The organism is Pseudoxanthomonas sp. CCNWLW251, from assembly GCF_037402255.1.
Taxonomy (GTDB): Bacteria; Pseudomonadota; Gammaproteobacteria; order Xanthomonadales; family Xanthomonadaceae; genus Pseudoxanthomonas_A.
The window spans coordinates 789,991-807,029 of sequence record NZ_JBBEGA010000002.1; the positions used below are offsets into that span (position 1 = coordinate 789,991).

The 17,039-nt window shown below is 66.2% G+C and carries 13 protein-coding genes; 6 read left to right on the top strand and 7 right to left on the bottom strand.

Annotated elements, in window-relative coordinates; all coding sequences use genetic code 11:
- Window positions 1-160: 160 nt before the first annotated feature.
- Both sucD and sucC read right to left on the bottom strand, forming a co-directional pair.
- A complete protein-coding gene (gene sucD, locus WBN46_RS10775) occupies window positions 161-1,036 on the bottom strand; it encodes a succinate--CoA ligase subunit alpha (protein ID WP_142125725.1) in 876 nt (291 codons plus the stop codon).
- Window positions 1,037-1,060: 24 nt separating this feature from the next.
- Window positions 1,061-2,230, bottom strand: coding sequence for an ADP-forming succinate--CoA ligase subunit beta (gene sucC / locus WBN46_RS10780; RefSeq protein ID WP_337731505.1), 1,170 nt, complete (start codon window positions 2,228-2,230; stop codon window positions 1,061-1,063).
- 212 nt (window positions 2,231-2,442) lie between these two features.
- On the opposite strand from sucC, the gene WBN46_RS10785 reads away from it, so the two are divergent.
- The 5 genes from WBN46_RS10785 (at window position 2,443) to coaE (ending at window position 8,888) form a co-directional block, all read left to right on the top strand.
- Window positions 2,443-4,065 (top strand): ATP-binding protein, encoded by a 1,623-nt coding sequence (locus WBN46_RS10785; protein ID WP_337731506.1) that lies wholly within the window; start codon window positions 2,443-2,445, stop codon window positions 4,063-4,065.
- A 231-nt stretch (window positions 4,066-4,296) separates the two neighbouring features.
- Complete coding sequence (locus tag WBN46_RS10790) at window positions 4,297-5,697, top strand: sigma-54 dependent transcriptional regulator (RefSeq protein WP_142125722.1); 1,401 nt, start codon at window positions 4,297-4,299, stop codon at window positions 5,695-5,697.
- Window positions 5,698-6,103: 406 nt separating this feature from the next.
- Window positions 6,104-7,366, top strand: a complete 1,263-nt coding sequence (locus tag WBN46_RS10795; RefSeq protein WP_337731507.1) for a type II secretion system F family protein — start codon at window positions 6,104-6,106, stop codon at window positions 7,364-7,366.
- Between the two features lie 3 nt (window positions 7,367-7,369).
- The gene (locus WBN46_RS10800; protein WP_337731508.1) at window positions 7,370-8,233 is read left to right on the top strand and encodes an A24 family peptidase; all 864 of its coding nucleotides are present in this window, start codon (window positions 7,370-7,372) and stop codon (window positions 8,231-8,233) included.
- 34 nt (window positions 8,234-8,267) lie between these two features.
- Window positions 8,268-8,888 (top strand): dephospho-CoA kinase, encoded by a 621-nt coding sequence (gene coaE, locus WBN46_RS10805; RefSeq protein ID WP_337731509.1) that lies wholly within the window; start codon window positions 8,268-8,270, stop codon window positions 8,886-8,888.
- A gap of 82 nt (window positions 8,889-8,970) precedes the next feature.
- On the opposite strand, the gene WBN46_RS10810 is transcribed toward coaE, so the two are convergent.
- The 3 genes from WBN46_RS10810 to WBN46_RS10820 all read right to left on the bottom strand — a co-directional run bounded on the left by WBN46_RS10810 (window position 8,971) and on the right by WBN46_RS10820 (window position 13,926).
- A complete protein-coding gene (locus WBN46_RS10810; protein ID WP_337731510.1) occupies window positions 8,971-9,924 on the bottom strand; it encodes a Nudix family hydrolase in 954 nt (317 codons plus the stop codon).
- A gap of 125 nt (window positions 9,925-10,049) precedes the next feature.
- On the bottom strand, window positions 10,050-12,803 hold the full coding sequence (secA, locus tag WBN46_RS10815) for a preprotein translocase subunit SecA (protein ID WP_337731511.1): 2,754 nt from the start codon (window positions 12,801-12,803) through the stop codon (window positions 10,050-10,052).
- A 172-nt stretch (window positions 12,804-12,975) separates the two neighbouring features.
- Complete coding sequence (locus tag WBN46_RS10820; RefSeq protein ID WP_337731512.1) at window positions 12,976-13,926, bottom strand: M23 family metallopeptidase; 951 nt, start codon at window positions 13,924-13,926, stop codon at window positions 12,976-12,978.
- Window positions 13,927-13,934: 8 nt separating this feature from the next.
- Between WBN46_RS10820 and WBN46_RS10825 the strand changes: the two genes are divergently transcribed.
- On the top strand, window positions 13,935-14,408 hold the full coding sequence (locus tag WBN46_RS10825) for a DUF721 domain-containing protein (RefSeq protein WP_337731513.1): 474 nt from the start codon (window positions 13,935-13,937) through the stop codon (window positions 14,406-14,408).
- 201 nt (window positions 14,409-14,609) lie between these two features.
- On the opposite strand, the gene lpxC is transcribed toward WBN46_RS10825, so the two are convergent.
- Window positions 14,610-15,524, bottom strand: a complete 915-nt coding sequence (gene lpxC / locus WBN46_RS10830; RefSeq protein ID WP_192202028.1) for a UDP-3-O-acyl-N-acetylglucosamine deacetylase — start codon at window positions 15,522-15,524, stop codon at window positions 14,610-14,612.
- Between the two features lie 232 nt (window positions 15,525-15,756).
- Window positions 15,757-16,983, bottom strand: coding sequence for a cell division protein FtsZ (gene ftsZ, locus WBN46_RS10835; protein WP_192202029.1), 1,227 nt, complete (start codon window positions 16,981-16,983; stop codon window positions 15,757-15,759).
- Between the last annotated feature and the right edge of the window lie 56 nt (window positions 16,984-17,039).

A 17,039-nucleotide genomic window follows, 5' to 3' on the forward strand; every position in this document is an offset into this window, starting at 1 on the left:
CCCCCTCCTCCGCTTGCGGGGGAGGGTTGGGGTGGGGGCAACGAAGCCTGTGTCCCCACACTTGCCCGGAACAACCCGAACGTCACTCCCTTTCACCCGCCGCCCAGAAAGCAGAAAGCCGCCCGAAGGCGGCTTCCTGCGTGACGCGCGACAGCGAGGCTTACTTCACCAGCTTCGCGATCGCCGCGCCCAGGTCGCCCGGCGAGCGGACGGTGACCACGCCTGCGGCTTCCATCGCCGCGAACTTGCCTTCCGCCGTGCCCTTGCCACCCGAAGCGATCGCACCGGCGTGGCCCATGCGCTTGCCGGCCGGGGCCGAGGCGCCGGCGATGAAGCCGACGACCGGCTTCTTCACGTACTTGGCGATGTACTCGGCACCGGCTTCCTCGGCGTCGCCGCCGATCTCGCCGACCATGATGATGCCTTCGGTCTGCGGGTCTTCGTTGAACAGCTTCAGGCAGTCGACGAAGTTCAGGCCGTTGATCGGGTCGCCGCCGATGCCGATGCAGGTCGACTGGCCCAGGCCCACTTCGGTGGTCTGCTTGACCGCTTCATAGGTCAGCGTGCCGGAGCGCGACACGATGCCGATCTTGCCCGGCTTGTGGATGTGGCCCGGCATGATGCCGATCTTGCATTCGCCCGGGGTGATCACGCCGGGGCAGTTCGGCCCGATCAGCACGGTGTCCGGGTGCGAGCCCTTCAGCACGTTGTCCACGCGCAGCATGTCCAGCACCGGGATGCCCTCGGTGATGCAGACGATGACCTTGATGCCGGCCGCGGCCGCTTCAAGGATGGCGTCGGCCGCGAACGGCGGCGGGACGTAGATGACGGATGCATCGGCGCCGGTGCTCTTGACGGCATCGGCGACGGTGTCGAACACCGGCAGGTCGATGTGGGTGGTGCCGCCCTTGCCCGGCGTGACGCCGCCGACGACCTGGGTGCCGTACTCGATCATCTGGGTGGCATGGAAGGTACCCTGCTGGCCGGTGAAGCCCTGCACGATCACCTTCGTGTTCTTGTTGATCAAAACGCTCATGGATAGTTCCTTCGGTGTCGTGGATCAGGCGGCAGCTTTGACGGCAGCGACGACCTTCTTGGCACCGTCGTTGATGTTGTCGGCCGGGATGATGGCCATGCCGCTGTCACGCAGCAGCTGCTTGCCTTCTTCCACGTTGGTGCCTTCCAGGCGGACCACCACCGGCACCTTGACGCCCACTTCCTTCACCGCGGCGATGATGCCCTCGGCGATCATGTCGCAGCGGACGATGCCGCCGAAGATGTTGACGAAGATGCCCTCGACCTTGTCCGAGGACAGGATCAGCTTGAACGCTTCGATCACGCGCTGCTTGTTGGCGCCGCCGCCCACGTCGAGGAAGTTCGCCGGCTCGCCGCCGTTGAGCTTGATGACGTCCATGGTGGCCATGGCCAGGCCCGCGCCGTTGACCATGCAGCCGATGTTGCCGTCCATGGTCACGTAGTTGATGTCCATCTCCGAGGCCAGCACTTCGGTCTCGTCTTCCTGGCTCTTGTCGCGCATCGCGACCAGGTCCTTGTGGCGGAAGGCGGCGTTGTCGTCGCTGTTGAACTTGCCGTCCAGCGCGTACAGGTTGCCGTCGTCCAGGATCGCCAGCGGGTTGATCTCGACCAGCGCCAGATCCTTCTCGTTGAAGATGCGGTACAGGTTGACCATGATGCTGGCGAACTGGCCCGCCTGCTTGGCGGTCAGGCCCATCTTGAAGCCGAATTCGCGGCCTTGGTACGGCTGCACGCCTTCGACGAAGTCGACATTGAGGCTGTGGATCTTGTCCGGCGTCTCGGCTGCGACCTGCTCGATCTCCACGCCGCCCTCGGACGAGGCGATGTAGGTGATGGTGCGGGTGCCGCGGTCGACCAGCACCGACAGGTACAGCTCCTTGACGATCTCGCCGGCGGTGGTCACCAGCACCAGGTTGACCGGCAGCTCGACGCCGGCGGTCTGGTAGGTGGCCATCCTGGTGCCCAGCATCTTGCCGGCGGCCGCCTTCACGTCATCGACGGTCTTGCAGAACTTGACGCCGCCGGCCTTGCCGCGGCCACCGGCGTGGATCTGGGCCTTGACCATCCAGGGACCGTTGCCGAGGGACTGGGCGGCAGCCACTGCTTCGTCCGCCGTGGAGGCGACTTTGCCGGCCGGGACCGGGATGCCGTACTCGGCCAGCAGCTGCTTGGCCTGATATTCGTGGAAATTCATGCGTCACCGTGGGTAGGGAACAGAAGACATCGCCCACGGCCGGGGCCACGGGGGCGGCGGCGCGGGCGAGCCCCCTATTGTCGCCGACCGGGCCGGATGGCGCAAAACCCGGCACCTAAGCCTTTGGTGGAACAGGCGGAAACACGGTCCCGGCGCGCAGCCGGGGGCCAGCCTGCCTATACTGGCCGCCTCGTCACGGGGAAGTACGAGTCTTGCGTCAGGCCCAGTCGCTCCTGTCCCGCATCGAATCAGTACCGCGCCGCGAACTGTATTTCTTCGCGCTGTACCGCGTGCTGGAAGCGGGCATCCTGGCCGCGCTGATGTTCAGCCCGCTGGGCGATGTGCTCGGCCAGCCCCGCCACGAAGACCTCGGCATGCTGGTGGCCATCGGCTACCTGGTGCTGGCGCTGGTGCTGTTCTTCGTCGGTCGCAGCGTGCAGTGGCTGGTGTGGATCGTGTTCGTCAGCGTCTGCCTGGACGTGCTTGTCGCAGGACTGATCACCCACGCCCTGCCTGGCGCCACGGCCGGCGTGGCGATGATGCTGCTGTTCAATGTGTCCGCAGCGGCCCTGCTGCTGCCGTCCACCCGGATGGCCCTGGTCGTGGCGCTGATCGCCATTGCCGCGCTGTTCGGCGAGTATTTCTTCACCCTGTTCCACGACCAGAACAGCAGCCGCTCGCTGGCCGAAGTCATCATGTTCGCGGTCAGTTACCTGGCCCTGGCCTACCTCGCCCACCAAGCCGGGCAGAAGGCGCGTGCCAGCCAGGCGCTGGCGGACAAGCGCGGCGAGGAAGTCGCCAACCTGTTCGAAGTCAACGAACTGATCATCCGCCGCATGCGGACCGGCGTGCTGGTGGTCGACGCCGACAACCACATCAAGCTGTCCAACGAGGCCGCCAGCCTGCTGCTCGGCGACGGCGGCGACGGCAAGGGCGTCGACGGGAAGGGACTGTCGCTGCAGCACGCGGCACCCGAACTCGCCCGCCGCCTGCAGCGCTGGCGCAACGGCTGGCAGACCGACGAAACCCCGATGCAGTTCTCGCCGGACCAGCCGGAAGTGCAGCCCCGCTTCGCCCGCCTGCTGGCCGACAGCGACACCTCGTTGATCTTCCTGGACGATGCCACGGTGGTCTCGCGCCGGGCCGAATCCCTGACCCTGGCCGCGCTCGGCCGCTTTTCGGCCAGCCTGGCGCACGAGATCCGCAATCCGCTGGCCGCGATCAACTACGCCGTGCAGCTGCTGGAGGAATCCCAGCAGGTCAGCGACGGCGACCGCCGCCTGCTGCAGATCATCCACCAGCAGTGCCAACGCACCAATGGCATCGTCGAAAGCGTGCTGGGGCTGGCCCGTCGCGAACGCGCCACGCCCGAGCACGTGGACCTCAACACCTTCGCGCGGCGTTTCGTGGACGAGTACCAGCAGACGCTCTCCATCGAGACCGACACGCTGGAAACCATCATCGGGGCCAAGCCGGTGCCTGCGCTGGTGGATTCACGCCACTTGCAGCAGGTGGTCACGGTCCTGGTGCAGAACGCGCTGAACTACGGGCGCCTGCCGGGGGAACCCGCGCGCATCCGCATCCGCGTGTTCAATGCCGATGGGCGTCCGACCATCGACGTGATGGACCGCGGCCCCGGCATCCCCGAAGCCGTGGCGGCGCAACTGTTCCGGCCGTTCTTCACCACGTCCGAGCATGGCACCGGCCTGGGGCTCTACATCGCCCGCGAGCTGTGCCGGGCCAACCAGGCCACGCTCGAATACGTCCCGGTGCCGGGCGGCGGCAGCTGTTTCCGCATCATCCTGCCCGGGCCGCACGCGTTGTTACCCGCGTAGGCACGGTTGGCCGCGCCGCCGGAATCCCCTGCAGGAGACCCTTCATGCCCCACCGCGGCACAGGCAGGATGCCTTCAGATGTGATCATGCAACCGCTTCTTGCCCAAGAGCGCCCATGCGGGCAAGCCCGGGACGCACGGCATACATGCCACGCCACGATCACAGGCCGTTGCCTACCATGATTCACATTCAGCCGGTACACTGCCCGCACAGGGGCAAGAGGGGGGATGCATGAATCAAAGCCGTAGTGCCCTGATCGTCGATGACGAGCGCGACATCCGCGAACTGCTGACGCTGACGCTGGGCCGCATGGGCCTGCGCATCGACACCGCCGCCAATGTAGGTGAGGCCCGCGAGTTGCTGGCACGCAACACCTACGACCTGTGCTTCACCGACATGCGCCTGCCCGATGGCAACGGCATAGACCTGGTCGGCGAGATCTCCCGGAACTATCCCAATACGCCGGTCGCCATGATCACGGCGTTCGGCAACATCGAGCTGGCGGTGGAAGCCCTGAAGGCTGGTGCCTTCGATTTCGTCAGCAAGCCCGTGGACCTCGCTGTCCTGCGCGGGCTGGTCAAGCACGCGCTTGAACTGAACAACACCGATCGCGCTCCCCCGCCTCCTCCTCCGCCCGAACAGGCCAGCCGCCTGCTGGGTACGTCGGCCGCGATGGATGCGTTGCGCGAGACGATCGGCAAGGTGGCGCGCAGCCAGGCGCCGGTCTACATCATGGGCGAGTCCGGCACCGGCAAGGAGCTCGTGGCCCGCACCATCCATGAGCAGGGTGCGCGCGCTGCCGGTCCGTTCATTCCGGTCAACTGCGGCGCGATTCCCGCCGAGCTGATGGAAAGCGAGTTCTTCGGCCACAAGAAGGGCAGCTTCACCGGCGCGCACGCCGACAAGCAGGGCCTGTTCCAGGCCGCCAGCGGAGGCACGCTGTTCCTCGACGAGGTGGCCGAGCTGCCGCTGCCCATGCAGGTCAAGCTGCTGCGCGCCATCCAGGAAAAAGCGGTGCGCCCGGTCGGCGCGTCCGGCGAGGCGCAGGTGGACGTACGCATCCTGTCGGCTACCCACAAGGATCTTGGCGAACTGGCCGCCGACGGCCGCTTCCGCCACGACCTGTACTACCGCATCAACGTGATCGAACTGCGGGTGCCGCCGCTGCGCGAGCGCACGGGCGACCTGGCCCAGCTGACCAGCGCCGTCCTCGAACGGCTGGCGGCCCAGCACGGCCGCATGGCGCCGTCGGTCTCGCCGGAGGCGATGGAAGCGCTGGGCCGCTACCCGTTCCCGGGCAATGTGCGCGAACTGGAGAACATCCTGGAGCGCGCGCTGGCCATGTCCGAGGGCCACAGCATCGAGATCGACGACCTCTACCTGCCGCAGGCGCCTGCCGGCAAGAAGTTCGGTGGCGATTTCAGCCCCGGGGAAGTGATCCGCGATGTCCCGGGCGCGGTGGATGTCGACCCTGCTGCCGGCGCCCTGCCCGAGTACATCGAGCAACTGGAGCGCGCCGCGATCCAGAAGGCGCTGGAAGAGAATCGCTGGAACAAGACCAAGGCCGCCGCCCAGTTGGGCATCACCTTCCGGGCGTTGCGCTACAAGCTGAAGAAGCTGGGGATGGAATAGGCCAGCGCACGCCGCGCGCCATTCCCAACGTACCCGCAGGATCGGCCCCGGGGCTCGATGCTCCTGGATGGGTCACTCGTGAAAGCATCGCGCCGAAGGGCGCTCCTGCACGACGTATGTCATGCACCGGGGCGCTGTGGGATACCGCGCCCGCATGCGCGATGCGTGGGACGCTGCCTGCGGAGACACCTTCTACACAATGAGCTGAACTGGGCTGGCAGCCTTGAGCATCGCGCCTGAAGGCGCTCCTACAGACGCAGGGTGGGGTCCCGCCCGGGAGCCGCCCGACCCGGCCATATCACCGAAACCCGGCCGCCGTCACAGGCGCGCCGCTTCCCTTGGGCGGATAACCGGCTAACATGGGGCGATGAAGTCCGGATGGGGAAAGCCGGACAGGGGAAATCCGATGGCCGTGACCCGTTCCGCCGCCAAGAAAGCCGCCTCCGCGCCCGTCCGCGAGAACCCGCTGAACCTGTTCGTCTGGGAAGGCACCGACAAGCGCGGCGTCAAGATGAAGGGCGAGCAGCAGTCCAAGAATGCCAACTTCCTGCGCGCCGAGCTGCGCAAGCAGGGCATCACGCCCAACGTGGTCAAGGTGAAGCCCAAGCCGCTGTTCGGGTCGGCGGGCAAGACCATCTCCGCCAAGGAGATCGCCTTCTTCAGCCGCCAGCTGGCGACGATGATGAAGTCCGGCGTGCCGATGGTGTCCTCGCTGGAGATCATTGAGGGTGGGCAGAAAAACGTCCGCATGAGCAAGATGGTGCAGCAGATCCGCTTCGACATCGAAGGCGGCTCATCACTGTATGAGGCCATCAGCAAGCATCCGGTGCAGTTCGACGAGCTGTACCGCAACCTGGTGCGCGCAGGCGAGTCGGCAGGCGTGCTCGAAACGGTCCTGGATACGATCGCCAACTACAAGGAAAACCTGGAAGCGCTGAAGGGAAAAATAAAGAAAGCGCTGTTCTACCCGGCCACTGTTATCGCGGTCGCCCTGCTGGTATGCGCAATCATTTTGATCTATGTGGTACCCATCTTCGAAGAGACCTTTGCGGGTTTCGGCGCCGAACTGCCTGCATTCACTCAAATGGTTGTTGGATTGTCCCGCTTCATGGTCAGCTGGTGGTGGCTGTTGCTGATCATCATCGTGGGAGCCGGCTTTGGCGCCGTGGCCGCATTCAAGCGCTCACCTGCATTCCAGCATGCGGTGGACAAGCTCGTCCTCCGAGTGCCGGTGATCGGACAGATCATGCACAACTCGTCCATTGCGCGCTTCGCCCGTACCACCGCCGTGACGTTCAAGGCGGGTGTTCCGCTGGTGGAAGCACTGAGCACGGTGGCCGGCGCCACGGGCAACACGGTTTATGAAAAAGCCGTACTGCGCATGCGTGATGACGTCTCAGTGGGCTACCCACTCAACATGGCGATGAAACAGACTCAGTTGTTTCCTCACATGGTTGTGCAGATGACCACTATCGGCGAGGAAGCCGGCGCACTCGATGCGATGCTGTTCAAGGTTGCGGAGTACTACGAGCAGGAAGTGAACAATGCAGTGGACGCTCTGTCGAGTCTGATCGAGCCCTTCATCATGGTCATCATCGGCACACTCGTCGGCGGCCTAGTGATCGCGATGTACCTGCCGATCTTCAAGATTGCCGCAACGGTCGGTTGATCCGTGGCATTCCTCGATCAGCACCCCGAACTGGGGTACCCGGTGGTGGCAGGCTTGGGCCTGCTGGTGGGCAGCTTCCTCAATGTGGTCATTCTGCGGCTGCCGCGGCGGCTGGAGTGGGAGTGGAAGCGTGACGCCCGCGAGGTGCTGGAAGAGCCGGAGATCTACGATCCGCCGCCTCCCGGCATCGTGGTGGAACGCTCGCACTGCCCGCACTGCAAGACGGCGCTGTCGTGGTACGAGAACATTCCGCTGTTCAGCTGGTTGGCCCTGCGCGGCAAGTGCCGCCACTGCAAGACTCCTATCTCGCCCCAGTACCCCATCGTGGAGTTGCTGACCGCGTTGCTGGCGGTGGCCTCGGTATGGCGGTTCGGGTTCGGCTGGCAGGGTTTCGGCGCGGCGTTGCTGAGCTGCTATCTGGTGGCGCTGAGCGGCATCGACCTGCGCACGCGGCTGCTGCCCGACCAGCTGACGCTGCCCTTGATGTGGCTGGGCCTGATCGGCAGCCTCGACAACCTCTACATGCCCGCCAAGCCGGCACTGCTGGGCGCCATCGCCGGCTATGTGTCGCTGTGGCTGGTGTGGTGGCTGTTCAAGCAGATCACCGGCAAGGAAGGCATGGGCCGGGGCGATTTCAAGCTCCTCGCCGCCCTCGGCGCTTGGGTCGGGTTGAATGGCGTGCTGCCCATCATCCTGATCTCCTCGCTGGTGGGCGCCGTGGTGGGTTCGGCCTGGCTGGCGATGCGGGGCCGCGACCGCGCCACGCCGATTCCGTTCGGCCCCTATCTGGCCATCGCCGGCTGGATCGTGTTCTTCTGGGGTCAGCAGATCGTGGACGCCTACCTGCGTTTCGCCGGCCTGAAGTAGCGGCGCCCCGCGGGCGCTCGTACATAATCGGCCCATGAGCGACTACTTCATCGGATTGACCGGCGGCATCGCATCCGGGAAAAGTGCGCTTGAGAAGGCGTTTGCCGCACATGGCATCACGGTGGCGGATGCCGACCTGCTCGCACGCGAGGTGGTCCGCCCCGGCGAACCTGCGCTGGACGCCGTGGTGGCGCGCTTCGGGCGCGATGTGCTGATGGCGGATGGCCAACTGGACAGGGCGGCGCTGCGCGTGCGCGTGTTCGGGAACGATGAGGAGCGGCGTGCGCTGGAAGCGATCCTGCATCCGGCCATCCGCGCGCGGCTGCTCGCCCTCTGTCGAACTGCCGACAGCCCCTATGCGATCGCGACGGTCCCCCTACTCACCGAAGGCGGGGGCCGCCGGGCCTATCCCTGGCTGCACCGCATCGTGGTGGTGGATACCCCGGTCGCCGTGCAGAAGGCACGGTTGATGCAGCGTGACGGCATCGACGCGGCGCTGGCGGAGAAGATGATGGCCGCCCAGGCCTCGCGCGCCGAGCGCCTCGCACTGGCCGACGACATCGTCGTCAACGACGGCGACATCGCCCACCTGCAGCATGCAGCCGATGGACTGCACCTGCGCTACCTGGCGTTGGCTGGATTCGTTTCCTCGTAGCGCGAAGCTTGCTCTGCTGGAGCCTGTCGGAAGCGCATCGCGTAACCGAACACACTCGGCTCTACGTCATCCACGGCGCTTCCTAGGCGGCGGCCGGCCACAGTCCGCGGATCGCGGCAATGCCCTGCGCACCATGCCGGCGCGCGTCGGCGATGTCGTCGGTCGTCATGCCGCCGATGGCATAGATCGGCAACGACACGCCCTCGCGCAGGCCGGCGAAGCCCGGCCATCCCAGCGACACCCCGCCGGGATGGCTCTGGGTCGGGTAGATGCTGCCCACCACCGCGAAATCGCATCCCAGCGCCTCCGCCTGCCGCAGGTCCGCTGCGGCATGGCAGGACGCCGCGACCGGCAGTCCTTCCGGCAGCGGCCGGGTCGATAGCGCCGCCAGTTGCGTGGCGCGCAGGTGGACGCCGACCTGCAGTTCGCGCGCCAGGTCGATGTCGCCGTTGAGCAGCGTCTCGACGCCCGCCTCGCGGCAGCGCGCGATGGCCTGGCGGGCCAGCGCACGCCAGGGCTCGCCCTCCAGTCCGCGCGCGCGGATCTGCACGCGACGGGTCCCGCGCGCCACCGCTTGCTCGAAGCCATCCAGCCAGCGCGGGACGTCGTCCGGCTCCGGGGTGACCAGATAGCGGTCCGGCTGGAGCAGCGCGGCCACCACCGGGCGATCGGCCGGCGGCATGTCGTAGCGCATCAGCTTGTCCGGGGCGACCCAGGCCAGCGCCTGGCCTTCGTGTCCGCGCGGCGTGCCCTCCCATCCGGTCAGGTGCCGCACTTCCAGGCACAGGCGCTTGTCGGGGTATTGCTGGGGCACGCTGATGAGGTGGTCGCCGACGTGGGCCTCGATGCCAAGTTCCTCGCGCAGTTCGCGCACCAGCGCCTCCTCGGGACGTTCCCCGGGCTCCTGCTTGCCGCCAGGAAACTCCCAACGCCCCGCCAGGTCGCGCCCTTCCGTCCGGCGGGTCAGCAGGATGCGGCCGCGCGCGTCGGTGATGACGGCGGCCATGACGTGGATGGAGCGCAGCGGAGTAAGCATGGAAGAAGCTTGCCGGGAACGGTCAGGTAGACGCAAATAGTCTCGCCCGGACCGGATGTCGCGCGCAAAGAAAAAAGCCGCGCAGTGCGCGGCTTTTCCGTCAGGCGGGGTGGTGTTGCGGCGACTCAGCCCAGCTGGCCGTGGCAATGCTTGTATTTCTTGCCGCTGCCGCAGGGACAGGGATCGTTGCGGCCGACCTTGGGCGCATCGCGGTGCGCCGGCATCGGACCGGACTGCACGTAGCCACCCTGCGCCGCGGCCAGTTGCCGGGCCTGTTCGGCTTCCTCGTCGGCGCTGTAGCCGCCGGCATCCTGGTGCTGGAACTGCATCTGCCGGGCCTGCGCCTCGGCCATGGCGCGCTCCTGCGCTTCCAGCGCGGCGACTTCCTCCTCGCTGCGGATGCGGACGCGCGACAGCAGGGTCACCACTTCGCTCTTCACCCGTTCCAGCATGCCGGAGAACAACTCGAACGCTTCCTTCTTGTACTCCTGCTTCGGCTGCTTCTGCGCGTAGCCGCGCAGGTGGATGCCCTGGCGCAGGTAGTCCATGCGCGCCAGGTGTTCCTTCCAGTTCTTGTCCAGCACGGTCAGCATGATGTGCTTTTCAAGCGCCCGCATGGTCTCGTCGCCTATCACCGCTTCCTTGTCGGCGAAGTGCTTGTCCATCGCTTCCTGTACGCGACGCTCGATGGTCTCGGCATCGAGCTCCTCGGCATCCTCGCGCCAGCGGCTCACGGGCAGCTCCACGCCCATTTCCTCGCCGAGTTCGCGCTCCAGACCCTGCAGATCCCACTGCTCGTCCACCGAGTTCAGCGGCACGTAGCGGGCGACCGTTTCGGCGACCACGTCGCCGCGGATGCCGTCGATGTTGTCCTTCACCGAATCGGCGTCGAGCAGTTCGTCGCGCTGCGCGTAGATCACCTTGCGCTGGTCGTTGTTGACGTCGTCGAAGTCGAGCAGGTTCTTGCGGATGTCGAAGTTGTGCGCTTCCACCTTGCGCTGCGCCTTCTCGATCTGCCGGCTGACCAGCTTGTCCTCGATGACGTCGTCTTCCTTCATGCCGATCAGCTTCATCGCCTTCTGGACCCAGTCCGAGGCGAAGATGCGCATCAGGTTGTCTTCCAGCGACAGGTAGAAGCGGGACGAACCCGGGTCGCCCTGACGGCCGGAACGGCCACGCAGCTGGTTGTCGATGCGGCGCGATTCGTGGCGTTCGGTGCCGACGATGTGCAGGCCACCGGCGGCCTTCACTTCGTCATGGCGCTTCTGCCATTCGGCCTTCACCGCGGCGCGGTCGGCGTCGCTGGCGTCTTCCGGCAGCGTCTCGTACTCGGCTTCCAGTGAACCGCCCAGCACGATGTCGGTACCGCGGCCGGCCATGTTGGTGGCGATGGTAATCGCGCCCGGACGACCGGCCTGCGCCACGATGTGCGCTTCGCGCTCGTGCTGCTTGGCATTGAGCACTTCGTGCGGCACGCCAGCCTTGGTGAGGAACTCGGACAGCATTTCCGACGTCTCGATGGACGTGGTGCCCACCAGCACCGGCTGGCCGCGCTGGTAGCACTCCTGGATGTCGGCCAGCACCGCCTTGAACTTGCCTTGGCGGTTGAGGAACACCTGGTCGGGCGAATCCTTGCGCACGGTCGGGCGGTTGGTCGGGATGACGATGACTTCCAGGCCGTAGATGCTCTGAAATTCGAAGGCTTCCGTATCCGCCGTACCGGTCATGCCGGACAGCTTGTTGTACATGCGGAACAGGTTCTGGAACGTCACGCTGGCCAGCGTCTGGTTCTCGCGCTGGACCGGCACGCCTTCCTTCGCTTCGACCGCCTGGTGCAGGCCGTCGGACCAGCGGCGGCCTGTCAGGGTGCGGCCGGTGAACTCGTCGACGATGACCACTTCACCATCGCGCACGATGTAGTCCACGTCGCGCTGGTAGATGGCATGCGCGCGCAGTGCGGCATTGAGGTGGTGCACGACCGACAGGTTGTTGGCGCCGTACAGCGGTTCTTCCTCGCTGATGATGCCGGCCTGCAGCAGCAGTTCCTCGGCGTGCTCCATGCCCGCTTCGGACAGGTGCACCTGCTTGCCCTTTTCGTCGACCCAGTAGTCGCCTTCCGCTTCCTCGTTCTCCTGCTTGATCAGCTGGGGCACGATGCGGTTGACGCGGATGTACAGCTCCGGCGATTCGTCGGCCGGGCCGGAGATGATCAGCGGGGTGCGCGCTTCGTCGATCAGGATGGAGTCGACTTCGTCGACGATGGCGTAGTGCAGGCCGCGCTGGAAGCGGTCGGCGCGCGACATCGCCATGTTGTCGCGCAGGTAGTCGAAGCCGAATTCGTTGTTGGTGCCGTAGGTGATGTCGGCGGCGTAAGCGGCGCTCTTGTCGCCGTGCGGCATGCCCGGGTACACCACGCCCACGCTCAGGCCCAGCCAGTTGTACAGGCGGCCCATCCAGGCGGAGTCGCGGCGGGCCAGGTAGTCGTTCACGGTGACGACGTGCACACCCTTGCCTTCGAGCGCGTTGAGATAGGTGGGCAGCGTGGCGACCAGCGTCTTGCCTTCACCGGTACGCATTTCGGCGATCTTGCCCAGGTGCAGCACCATGCCGCCGATCAGCTGCACGTCGTAGTGGCGCATGCCCAGCACGCGACGGCTGGCTTCGCGGCAGACCGCGAAGGCTTCGGGCAGGATCTTGTCGAGTGCTTCCCCGCCCGCGATGCGCTGCTGGAACTCCGGCGTCTTGGCCTTCAGCTGCTCGTCGGTGAGCTGCTGCAGCTCCGCTTCCAGCGCGTTGATCTTGTCGACGGTGCGATGCAGCTGCTTGAGCAGGCGTTCGTTGCGACTGCCGAAGACACGGGTAAGCAGGTTGTTGATCATGTAGGGAACCGGATGGGAAAAGGACGCCGGGGCCGCGCGGCGGTTGCGGGCCCAAAACGAAACAGGGCGCTAGGCGCCCTGTCTGGCAACACCGTATTGTAGCTTGGGGCGCCGCCCGGGGAATCAAGGCCGGCGGTAGGACCGCGACTTTCCCGTTTGGTTCCGCGCGCTATCAGCCGCGCTTGACCTGCCCCACCGGCGTGGGGCCTTCGCCCAGGAACTTGCGCGGATTGACCACACGCTCGTTCTCCCACACTTCGAAGTGCACGTGCGCGCCCGTCGAACGACCGGTGGAACCGGCCTTGGCCACTTCCTGGCCCACGCGCACGAGGTCGCCGGCACGTACGGTCAGGCGCGAGTTGTGTGCATAGCGGGTGACGTAACCGTTGCCGTGGTCGACATCGACGACATTGCCGTAGCCGCCCTTCACGCCGGCGAAGCTGACCACGCCGTCGGCCACCGCGAGCACGGGATCCCCCACGCTGGCCTTGAAGTCGATGCCCTTGTGGTATTGGCCACCGCCACCGAACGGATCGGCGCGACCACCAAAACCGGACGTGATGTAGCTGTTCGCGATCGGCATGCGGCCCGGGGTCGCATTCCTGTCGAGTTCGCGGTTGAACAGCAGTGCCTCCAGCACGGACAGCTGACGGCCAGACGCGGCGAACTGCTTCTCCAGCTTGTCCACGCCGGAGGTCAGGTCGGCGGGCTTCATGTCGTAGGACACGTCGTTGCCGCCCACGCCGACCGGCTCGTTGAAGTCGAACTCGCCGTCCTGCAGCTGGCCCACGCGGGTGAGGCGTTCACCGAGCGCATTCAGGCGATTGGCCTGCGCCTGCAACTCGCCAAGGCGCGCGGCCATGGCGTTGATTTCCTGCTGGGCGCCACGGCGGACCTGCTCAAGCTCGGTATCGCGCTGCTCGGCCTTGGCCTGCAGCATCGAGACCTGCGCCATGCCGAGGGCGCTGCGCCCCCCCATGCCCACCAGCAGGCCGGCGGCGACGAGCACCGCAGCGCTGGCGAGCGGCCGGGCGTGGAACGCGAGGCGGATTCGATAGGCACCATGGGCCGATGCATGGGCCCACCAGGTACGCGAATTGTTTACGATGGTCTTAAAGCTCATAGATACCGATGTCTGATTCGAAGTCCAAGCCGCGCCGTACCGGCACCGCGCAACCTGCCCTGCAGGCTGCCTTGACGGATGCCGCCACCGACCCGGTGCGTCGTGCCATGTGGCTGGACGCCTTGGAACAGCAGCTTCGCCCCTGCCTGCCGCCTGCCCTGGCGCCCCATTGCCGGTTGGCGAACGTGGCGGGCAAACGGCTCGTTTTTATCGTCGATTCCCCGGTGTGGCACGCTAGGCTTCGCCTGGCCGCACCCGAACTGATCAACGTGGCCCAATCCATCGGACTGGCGGTCACCGAAATCACCGCCAAGACGAGCCTCGCGCCGCTCCATCCCGTGAAGCCTGCGCAAGATCCGGTCGTACCTGTGTCGGAGGCGTCCCGCAAAGGGCTGCAAGCGGCCCTCGACCTCCTGTCCGCCCCGGACTCCGCCGGTACGCCCACCCCGGGGGGTGGTCATCGTAGACGCCGCGGATGTTGAGCCGGCCATCACGAGGGACGGGGCATGGTACCGGCCACCGTCGGTCGGGGCGTTAGCCAAAGGTTAGGAAAATGTTATTTCCAGCCAGATTTCCTGACACAGTTCACATTTTGACCAAGGCGTAACCATTCGCACATCACTGCGTGATGACGGTGGGAAACCGGTCGACAGCAAGGTCACCGTCCGCAGCGGACGGGCGTCTCAGATCGCCAGGACGGGCGTCGCATAGGTGACCGGGGACGGCGCGGTGCGGTCCTCGAAGGTCACTTCTTCCCAGGCCGAGGTCTCGGCCAGCAGGGCGCGGACCAGCTTGTTGTTCAAGGCATGGCCCGATTTGAAGCCCTCGTAGGCACCCAGGATGGGGCGCCCGGCGAGGTACAGGTCGCCGATGGCGTCCAGGATCTTGTGGCGGACGAATTCGTCCGTGTAGCGCAGGCCGTCCTCGTTCAATACGCGGAACTCGTCCAGCACGATGGCGTTGTCCATCGAGCCGCCGAGGCCGAGATTGCGCTCGCGCATGTATTCCAGGTCGCGCATGAAACCGAACGTGCGCGCGCGCGCGACTTCCTTGATGTAGGCGCCGGTGGAGAAATCCACTTCGGCCCGCGACTGCGAGGCGGGGATCATCGGGTGATCGAACTTCACCGTGAAACCCAGCTTGAAGCCGTCGTACGGCTCGAAGCGCGCCACCTTGTCGCCCTCGGTCACTTCGATGGGACGGGTGATGCGGATGAAACGCTTGGGGGCGTCCTGCTCGGCAATGCCGGCGGACTGGATCAGGAACACGAACGGGCCTGCGGAGCCATCCATGATCGGCAGTTCGGCCGACGACAGTTCCACGTAGGCGTTGTCCACGCCCAGGCCGGCCATCGCCGACATCAGGTGTTCGACGGTCTGCACCTTGGCGCCCTCGCAGGTCAGCCCGGTGCACAGCGTGGTCTCGGTGACCAGCTCCGCGCTGGCGGGAATCTCCACCACCGGCTCCAGGTCGACGCGCCGGAACACGATGCCGGTATTCACGGGAGCCGGGCGCAGGGTCATGTAGACCTTTTCGCCGCTGTGCAGCCCCACGCCCGTCGCGCGGATCACGTTCTTGAGGGTGCGTTGCTGGGCCATTCGAAGGAATCGCAGGTGGGGGGAACCTGAGCGGGCAGCGAGAATATCACGCAGACCACTGAATCTTAACGGAAGAACCGGTCTGTCCCACCCCTGCAACAACGGAATGCTACGGCCGTCGGGAAAGGGCTGCCGGACCGGTGAAGGTCCGGCAGCGAAGGGACACGGCGATGAAACGGCACATCATCTGCGCCCTCCCCTGTTTACGGGGGAGGGTTCCACTTCTACGTGATCAGTCCGCCTGGCGGCGCAGGAACGCCGGGATGTCCAGGTAGTCCGGCGGCAGGTCGGCCGCGATCGGGGCCGATACCGGCGCGGACGATGCCGGCGCAGCCGACCCACGACGCAGGCCCATGCCGCTGGTGGCGGCGCTGATCGGGTCCACGGCGAAGCCGTCGTCGATCGCCATCCCGGTGGTGGCGTCGCGGACCAGCTTGATCGGCGCGCGCATCGGCTCGCGCAGGTCGCTGCCACGGCCGACCGGCTGGCGGGCGGCATTGCGGTTCAGGCCGGTGGCCACCACGGTCACGCGCACTTCGTCCTGCATGTCCGGATCCAGCACGGTGCCGACCACCACGGTGGCGTCTTCCGAGGCGAAGCCTTCGATGGTGCGGCCCACTTCGTCGAACTCGGCCATGGTGAAGTCCGGACCGGCGGTGATGTTGACCAGGATGCCGTTGGCACCGTTGAGGTTGACGTCGTCCAGCAACGGGTTCTGGATGGCGGCTTCGGCGGCGGCCTGCGCGCGATCATCACCGCGTGCCGAGCCGGTGCCCATCATGGCCAGGCCCATCTCGCTCATCACGGTGCGCACGTCGGCGAAGTCGACGTTGATCAGACCCGGACGGACGATCAGGTCGGCGATGCCCTGCACGGCGCCCAACAGCACGTCGTTGGCGGCGCGGAACGCCTGGATCATCGTCGCGTTGCGGCCCAGCACGGTGATCAGCTTTTCGTTCGGGATGGTGATCAGCGAATCGCAGTGGTGGCTCAGTTCCTCGATGCCCTTCAGCGCGACCTGCATGCGGCGGCGGCCTTCGAACGGGAACGGCTTGGTGACCACGGCGACGGTCAGGATGCCCATCTCCTTGGCCAGCTGCGCCACGACGGGCGCGGCGCCGGTACCGGTGCCACCGCCCATGCCGGCGGTGATGAACACCATGTCGGCGCCATCAAGGGCGTCGATGATGCGCTCGCGGTCTTCCAGCGCCGCCTGCCGGCCGACTTCCGGATTCGCGCCGGCGCCCAGGCCCTTGGTGACGTTGCTGCCGAGCTGCAGCTGCAGCTTGGCGCCGCAGTTCTTGATCGCCTGCGAGTCGGTGTTGGCGGTGATGAACTCCACGCCATCCACGCTGCCGTTGACCATGTGCGCCACGGCGTTGCCGCCGCCGCCGCCCACGCCCACGACCTTGATCACCGCATTCGGGGCCATCTTTTCAACCAGTTCGAAATGTGCCATGTCCTTGTCCTCGTTTATTTAGTTATGTGTTGCTGGGTGGAACGAACGTCGTGATG

Excerpts from the sequence above, each read along its gene's own strand:
- sucD (WP_142125725.1), bottom strand. The coding sequence starts at position 1,036 with ATGAGCGTTTTGATCAACAAGAACACGAAGGTGATCGTGCAGGGCTTC.
- sucC (WP_337731505.1), bottom strand. The coding sequence starts at position 2,230 with ATGAATTTCCACGAATATCAGGCCAAGCAGCTGCTGGCCGAGTACGGC.
- WBN46_RS10790 (WP_142125722.1), top strand. The coding sequence starts at position 4,297 with ATGAATCAAAGCCGTAGTGCCCTGATCGTCGATGACGAGCGCGACATC.
- WBN46_RS10795 (WP_337731507.1), top strand. The coding sequence starts at position 6,104 with ATGGCCGTGACCCGTTCCGCCGCCAAGAAAGCCGCCTCCGCGCCCGTC.
- coaE (WP_337731509.1), top strand. The coding sequence starts at position 8,268 with ATGAGCGACTACTTCATCGGATTGACCGGCGGCATCGCATCCGGGAAA.
- WBN46_RS10810 (WP_337731510.1), bottom strand. The coding sequence starts at position 9,924 with ATGCTTACTCCGCTGCGCTCCATCCACGTCATGGCCGCCGTCATCACC.
- secA (WP_337731511.1), bottom strand. The coding sequence starts at position 12,803 with ATGATCAACAACCTGCTTACCCGTGTCTTCGGCAGTCGCAACGAACGC.
- WBN46_RS10820 (WP_337731512.1), bottom strand. The coding sequence starts at position 13,926 with ATGAGCTTTAAGACCATCGTAAACAATTCGCGTACCTGGTGGGCCCAT.
- WBN46_RS10825 (WP_337731513.1), top strand. The coding sequence starts at position 13,935 with ATGTCTGATTCGAAGTCCAAGCCGCGCCGTACCGGCACCGCGCAACCT.
- lpxC (WP_192202028.1), bottom strand. The coding sequence starts at position 15,524 with ATGGCCCAGCAACGCACCCTCAAGAACGTGATCCGCGCGACGGGCGTG.
- ftsZ (WP_192202029.1), bottom strand. The coding sequence starts at position 16,983 with ATGGCACATTTCGAACTGGTTGAAAAGATGGCCCCGAATGCGGTGATC.